The 6766-nt window shown below is 34.7% G+C and carries 6 protein-coding genes; 3 read left to right on the top strand and 3 right to left on the bottom strand.

Features of this window, described 5'->3' with window-relative positions; translation table 11 throughout:
* On the top strand, window positions 1–522 hold a 522-nt coding region (locus FLACOL7796_RS15605), incomplete at its 5' end, for a hypothetical protein (RefSeq protein WP_173971665.1).
* Between the two features lie 250 nt (window positions 523–772).
* On the opposite strand, the gene FLACOL7796_RS15610 is transcribed toward FLACOL7796_RS15605, so the two are convergent.
* From FLACOL7796_RS15610 to FLACOL7796_RS15620, 3 genes are all read right to left on the bottom strand, one after another.
* Window positions 773–2791 (bottom strand): M56 family metallopeptidase, encoded by a 2019-nt coding sequence (locus tag FLACOL7796_RS15610; protein WP_173971666.1) that lies wholly within the window; start codon window positions 2789–2791, stop codon window positions 773–775.
* Window positions 2788–3150 carry a BlaI/MecI/CopY family transcriptional regulator gene (locus FLACOL7796_RS15615; RefSeq protein WP_173971667.1) on the bottom strand — a complete coding sequence of 121 codons (363 nt, stop codon included), beginning with the start codon at window positions 3148–3150 and terminating at the stop codon, window positions 2788–2790. The genes FLACOL7796_RS15610 and FLACOL7796_RS15615 overlap by 4 nt, the downstream gene beginning before the upstream one ends.
* A gap of 699 nt (window positions 3151–3849) precedes the next feature.
* The gene (locus FLACOL7796_RS15620; protein WP_173971668.1) at window positions 3850–4878 is read right to left on the bottom strand and encodes a rod shape-determining protein; all 1029 of its coding nucleotides are present in this window, start codon (window positions 4876–4878) and stop codon (window positions 3850–3852) included.
* 356 nt (window positions 4879–5234) lie between these two features.
* Here FLACOL7796_RS15620 and FLACOL7796_RS15625 point away from each other — a divergent pair, with 356 nt between their 5' ends.
* A complete protein-coding gene (locus tag FLACOL7796_RS15625) occupies window positions 5235–5597 on the top strand; it encodes a hypothetical protein (RefSeq protein WP_173971669.1) in 363 nt (120 codons plus the stop codon).
* A 234-nt stretch (window positions 5598–5831) separates the two neighbouring features.
* A complete protein-coding gene (locus tag FLACOL7796_RS15630) occupies window positions 5832–6569 on the top strand; it encodes a hypothetical protein (RefSeq protein WP_173971670.1) in 738 nt (245 codons plus the stop codon).
* Window positions 6570–6766 lie beyond the last annotated feature (197 nt).

Below are 6766 nucleotides of genomic sequence, written 5' to 3' on the forward strand. Positions count from 1 at the left end.
ACGATTGGGTTTGCAGTATCTATATTTGTATTGACATTTTTCTTTCTTAAAGAATATGTAGTCCAATCTTCTTCAACTTTAGGAAGTTTTTTTTCTAGTATTATAGGTGTCCTTTTAACTTTTGGTCTTACATGGTTCTTAAAAAATAGAAAACTCTTTCAAAAGTTAATTGTTCTTCTGGTTTATGTTATTTTTATTGCGGTTTTTACTTGCTCAAAAAAAAATAATTTAATAGAGGATAGTTCTGTTAGTAAAACAAATATAAATTCTGTTTGTGGTAACTGGGTTACAAAGGAAAATGACTTAATTCTTAAACTTAACATTAGTGATAAGGTAATGAAAATGAACTTTTATCCTAATAATAAGCAATTGTTTTTTGAGTATGAAATAAAAGATCAAGTAATTGATTTTTTTAATGATGAGGATGTGTCTAATTTTCAATGGAAAATTTTAAAGCTGACAAGTGATTCATTAGTTGTACTTGAAAAAAAACAGATTTTAAAATTTAAAAAGGAAAAATGAGGATAATTGGAGTAGTGCTTCAAAGTTAATGATATGAGATTTTGAAACCAGCTATTCGAAGAGTTCTATAAAAGAATAAATTTATCGATTTACGCTGTGTGAATGTCTCCTGACTTTGCACCCTCAAAGTTAATCCATTAAAGAACAATCATTAAAAAAGCCCATTCCTTTTAGGAATGGGCTTTTTTTTAGTCTTACAATCTAGTTTGATTTTTAAAAATCCTAACTGACAAAGTGATTGATCTTTGTCTTAATTATGTAGCACCGCTTTTAATTCGATATACTTTTCAAGGTTTTTAAAATCGTGTCCTTTTTCTTTCATCGATTTAATGAAAGTTGGTGTAGCACCTGTTGCCTGTGCTCCTACAACATCGCCCATATCCAGATTATTAAAACCAAGGTCTTTGTATTGTTGCACCAAAGCAGGAGTTATGTTTTGCGATTTTAATGCAATCATATCACCGGGTTTGATGGTTGCAAAACCCGCTTTTTGAAAACCTTTAATATAATCTGCTGTTACATTTAATGATTTCATAGCAATAAGATCACTGTTTGAAAGATTGTCATACCCTACTTCTTTCAAAGAATTAATAAATGCTTTATCAACATTTAATGCTTTAAGAGCAAGGACATCATCATCGCTGTTTGAAGTGTCTTCACCAGAATTATTTCCCTTTGAAGCACTGCGTACATCTGCAATAAATTTACCATCTATTCCTTGTGACTTTAATGCTATAATATTTCCCGGAGACAGGTCTTTATAACCTGATTTGCGTATGTCTTCGATGTAAGCTTTGTCGATACCCAACGATTTAAAAGGAACGAGATTATCAAGATCAATATCCGAAATTGCCTGTTTTATCGAAGCAATATAGGCTTCATTGACATCTAAAGCTACAAGGGGAATAAGTTGATCTTTGTCCGGATTTTTGTATCCTTTTTGTTTTACCATTTGCACATACGACTGTTTGACATTTACCATAAAGAAAACCATTAAGTCATCATCTTCTGTTACTTTTATGCCTTCCTTAAGCATCGCTGCCTGATAGTTTTTATCGGCGGTAAATTTGTACGTTCCTGTTCCTTTATCCCCTTCAAATTTTCCGGTAAAAGTCATTGTTCCGGCTTCGCGTGTCAATGTAAAGGTGCCTTGTTTGTCTCTTTGCAGATCTTTAAATTCACTCAACTGAAAAGTGCTTGAAGAATTATCTTTTTCATCACTTTTTAATTGAAGATATACTTCATTTCCTTTAATCGTCGCCAGCCAATTTCCCTCTGTTCGTATTCCATTTTTTAGATTCGCTTTTTTTGCGGCTTTTTTTGCAGACTTCTCTGTAGAAGATGCCAGCGTCTGACTTTGCGCTGCCGGTTGATTAAAAAGGCAGGCAAACAATACCATTAATGGTAAGAGGAAAAAATATTTCCACGTGGTGTTTACGTTTGATTTTTTTGAGTTCATCATGATGATTCGTTTTTTTAGTAATGATTGATTATAATTGGTTGTAAGACTCAAAGGAAATTGCGGTGCTGCTACTTTAAGCAGACTAAATTGATAACTCTCTCTTTCAACAGTATCCTGTTGCAGCATTTGGTCATCGGTTAAAAATTCAAGATTAATTTCAAGTGCTTTTCGCCATTGCCAGGCAAAAGGATTGAACCACTGAAAAATAAGAACGATCTCAGCAAGCAAAAGATCTATGGTATGCTTTTGCTCAATATGTATTTTTTCATGCAGCAAAATCTGATTGTAGGTTTCCCATTCGTATTTTTCAGGATTAATGAAAATATTGTTGGCGAAAGAACAAGGAGCTTTGTCTCCTGTTATTTCTACAATTCGAAATTTTCCGTCCTGAATTACTGAACCTGAATACGCTCTCTTAATCAATATAACAGCCTGCATTAAGAAATTCGCCCCAAAAACAAGTACTCCAAACCAATACAAGTAGATTATCCACTGCAATACCACTTCAACATTGATGAGTTGTTTTGTTGGTGTTAGGGGCGTTTCCTGCGTAGATTCTGTTTTTTGCTGGGTTGTGCTATTTTTTATAATTTGAGTTTCCGGCAAAACAACGGCTGTTTCTGCTGGTGCATTTCTAAACGATAATTGCTGAGGCACCGGAATCAGGGGCACGATAAAAGCCAGTAACATACAGGCCAGCAATACATATCTGTTTAGATAAAAGAAGGTTTCTTTTTGCAAAAGTAACTTGTAAAACACAAGGCAGGCAGAAAGAATTAAGGCAGAATATAAGATATAAGGTATCATACTTTTCCTTTTTTAATGATATTTACAATTTCATCAAGATCCTTTTCTGTAAGCTTTTGTTCTTTTGCAAAAAAGGCGAGCATTCGCGGATAAGAGTTATCAAAATAGTCACTCACAATGTCTTTTAATGCAAATTGCTGATACTCTTCCCTACTGATTACAGGGAAAAAACAATGCATATTACCGGCTGTTTCATGATTAAGAAAGCCTTTTTCTTCCAGAATTTTTACAATTGTTGCTACACTGTTATAATGTGGTTTAGGATCTGGCAACAACGGAATTATGTCCCTAATAAAAGCTTTGTTTAAATCCCAAAACACTTGCATGATCTGTTCTTCTCGTTTGGCTAGTTTTATCATAGTTAAATATTTTGATGCAAGATACTACTAATTAATTAGTAGACAAACTAATTAATTAGTTTTTTAACTAATTCGTTAGTAACAGCAGTAAAATAGCGCTATTTAGAGAGGAGTTTTAAACACAAAAACATTTATAAATCAATATATTACCTGATATAGTTTGCGAAATGGCACGCGAATGACACGGATTCGCTTACGCGAAAACGCGGATTGGTACAGATTTTTTAATCTTACGTTTTGTTGAGTAAGCTTGTGAAATGGTGCGTGGATAACGCGGATTCGCTAGCGCGAAAACGCGGATTGGCACGGATTTTTTAATGGTACGTTTTGTTGATTAAACTTGTGAAATGGCACGCGGATGACGCGGATTCGCTGGCGCGAAAATGCGGATTGGTACGGATTTTTTAATGGTAGGTTTTGATTACGCACAATCTTGTCATCCTGACGGAGGAAGGATCACACTCGGAATTTCGCAAAGAAAATCGTCAATCTTTGTCGAGTTTCATGTGTGATCCTTCCTCCGTCAGGATGACAAAAATGAGAAATAGTTCTTATGAAAACGATTGCCCTAGCCCCGATAGAAGAGGAAATCCTTTTGTGCTGGGGTTCAGCACAAAAGATTGGAACGGATAGCGGGATTAGCTCCTAAAAAAAATTAGTCTATCGTATAACTTTAACAACAGATACAAAACAATAAACCTACTTAATCAGGACGCTTTTGTATTTTGCAATATCTTTTAGTACTACTCCAGTACCTCTAACAACGGCTCTTAAAGGATCTTCGGCGATGTAGACCGGTAAATCTGTTTTTTGAGAAATTCTTTTATCAAGTCCGCGTAGCATTGCTCCTCCTCCTGCGAGATACAGACCGGTGTTATAAATGTCGGCGGCCAATTCAGGCGGAGTTAACGAAAGCGTTACCATAATGGCATCTTCGATTCTGAGTACTGATTTGTCGAGTGCTTTCGCAATTTCTCTGTAGGTAACTTTGATTTCTTTTGGTTTTCCGGTAAGCAAATCCCTTCCGCGCACCAGCATATCACTTGGTGGATGTTCAAGTTCTTCCATTGCAGAACCTACTTCTATTTTTATCATTTCGGCAGAAGCGTCTCCAATATATAAATTGTGCTGTGTTCTCATATAATATAAGATGTCATTGGTAAACACATCACCGGCAATTTTTATCGATTTATCGCAAATAATTCCGCCAAGTGCAATCACTGCAATTTCTGTAGTTCCTCCTCCAATATCAACAATAATATTACCCTGAGGCAGCATCACATCTATTCCCATCCCGATCGCGGCAGCCATAGGTTCATGAATTAAAAATACTTCTTTACCGTTTACGCGTTCGCAAGACTCTTTTACTGCTCGCATCTCCACTTCGGTGATACCGCTGGGGATACAGACCACCATTCGCAAAGCAGGCTTAAAAAGATTTTTCTTTATTTCCGGTATATTATTGATAAACCAGTTAATCATTTTTTCCGAAGCATCAAAATCGGCAATTACACCATCTTTCAGCGGTCGGATTGTTTTAATATTTTCGTGTGTTTTACCCTGCATTAAACTGGCCTCTTTGCCTACAGCAATAATTTTTCCGTTTCTAATATCTCTTGCCACAATCGATGGGCTATCTACTACAATTTTTCCGTCATAAATTATTAAAGTATTCGCTGTTCCCAAATCCATAGCTATTTCCACTATCATAAAATCAAATAAGCCCATAATATAGTTTTGTTTAAGAACGCTCGTTGTTGCCGTTTTATTCTCTGTAAACGACAGAATGAAGCTACTTTAGCATAAATTAACAACAAGTGAAAACGTTTTCCTGTTAAAACATCAACTTAAAAATTGCATTAATTGAAAGTTTAAATCCGTTCTGTTAAAATTGCTGTTCTATACCATATCAATACCTACAAATTATACAACTATAATTTATTTTCCTGTAATGAATAACAACCACCTCTTTTCTAATTTTGTAAAATACACGCCTTAAGAAAGTAAGCTTTACTATTTCGTTTACAGAAAATGAGATGAAAAAGCTTCAGTCAATAAAAGAAGTTTAATTTAAAAATAGCGTTATGGAAAAGCAAAACAGCAACGAATACGGACAGACCGACCCTGATTTTATTGATCAAAATACGCTAGTTGATGGAAATAACATTCAAAGCGACGATCAGTATAAGAAAATAGTTCATACAGAATCTACTTCTGAATTTGCAGAAAGCGATCCTGATTATATCGACCAGGAAACTCCTGTAGATCACGATAATTATGCAAGAGATGAAGATCCGTACCGATATGAGGAAAAATTTACCGAAGATCTTGATACTGAAATCACTCTTGAAAACAACTCTTCTACTTCATCGGAAAAGACCGAAAATCAGGATAAAACCAGTAACAAAGACACTTCTGAAAAGGATGATCGTACTGAAAAAGAGTAATAATCGAATCGTTACAAATTAAAATTACAAAATGGCATACTTACTTGTATGCCATTTTTTGTGTGTAAAAACAACAAAATTACCCTGCTACTGCTGTTTTTTTCTGCAAATTGTCTTTTTCTAAAACTCTTTAGAAAGTTTAAAATCCTTACATTTACCCGCTGGCCAACCAATTTATGTTGCATCATTAATCAATTCAAGCAAGGTTAAGCCAATTAATTTTAAGCAGTCAAGATGGAAAAACATACTGTATCAGTAGCATCGTTACCCTTAGATGATAATACAATATCGAATACTAGAATAAAAAAAGTAGATTTATTACCGGATCCGGAATCTCGTCTGGATTCTATGGAAATGAAAGAAAAACCTCTTATGGATTCGAGTATTCCGTTTAGAGATTTAACGAATGCTGAAACTAAAAAAGAAAGTATTGCCCAACTGATTGATAAATTGGATGTTGAAAATAACCTGAGATATCAAAGAACAGTAGAAGATACTTACTGCAATGTATACTCTTATGATTACTGCTATTTCTCTAAAGTATATCTGCCAACGGTTTGGTGGACACCGGAATCTCTTGAAAAAGTTTTAGAAGGACAAGAAGTAGAACCTGTTTTTGAAAAAACCGTAGACCGCATTTACTCGAGCGCGATACACGATTGGTTTCTGGAATGGGGACCAAGTTTTGGCTGGGAAAGAATGTTTACTGTTGAAGAAATTCAGAATAAGGTAAATGCTAATGGCGGCGTTGGAATTATTTGTGCCAAAAGAAGAGAAAAAGGTCTTTCAGGACATATTGTTCCTGTTGTTCCCGAAACTGATGTGCATAAAGCGTATCGCGAAAATGGAATTGTAGTATATCCGCTGCAATCTCAAGCAGGAAAACTGAATTACAATTACTTCGCAGAAGTTCGTAAAGACTGGTGGAATGACGAGTTATATTCGTCGTACGTGCTTTATTATCACGAATAAAAATACAATTAGCAGAATTGCTTAAACATTCAAAAAAAAATATTGATTATCAGCTTGTTAACTACTTGCAAATACGATAATAAAAAACTACTTTTGCAACTTAGAAAAAACAAGGGTAGCAAAAGTTGTGATTTGACTATTCTCTTGCTTAAATTATTGATACAAAAGCAATTAATAACAATAGTAAATTTATAGCC

Source organism: Flavobacterium bizetiae (assembly GCF_902804475.1).
GTDB classification, from domain to species: domain Bacteria; phylum Bacteroidota; class Bacteroidia; order Flavobacteriales; family Flavobacteriaceae; genus Flavobacterium; species Flavobacterium bizetiae.

Excerpts from the sequence above, each read along its gene's own strand:
- FLACOL7796_RS15610 (WP_173971666.1), bottom strand. The coding sequence starts at position 2,791 with ATGATACCTTATATCTTATATTCTGCCTTAATTCTTTCTGCCTGCCTT.
- FLACOL7796_RS15615 (WP_173971667.1), bottom strand. The coding sequence starts at position 3,150 with ATGATAAAACTAGCCAAACGAGAAGAACAGATCATGCAAGTGTTTTGG.
- FLACOL7796_RS15620 (WP_173971668.1), bottom strand. The coding sequence starts at position 4,878 with ATGGGCTTATTTGATTTTATGATAGTGGAAATAGCTATGGATTTGGGA.
- FLACOL7796_RS15625 (WP_173971669.1), top strand. The coding sequence starts at position 5,235 with ATGGAAAAGCAAAACAGCAACGAATACGGACAGACCGACCCTGATTTT.
- FLACOL7796_RS15630 (WP_173971670.1), top strand. The coding sequence starts at position 5,832 with ATGGAAAAACATACTGTATCAGTAGCATCGTTACCCTTAGATGATAAT.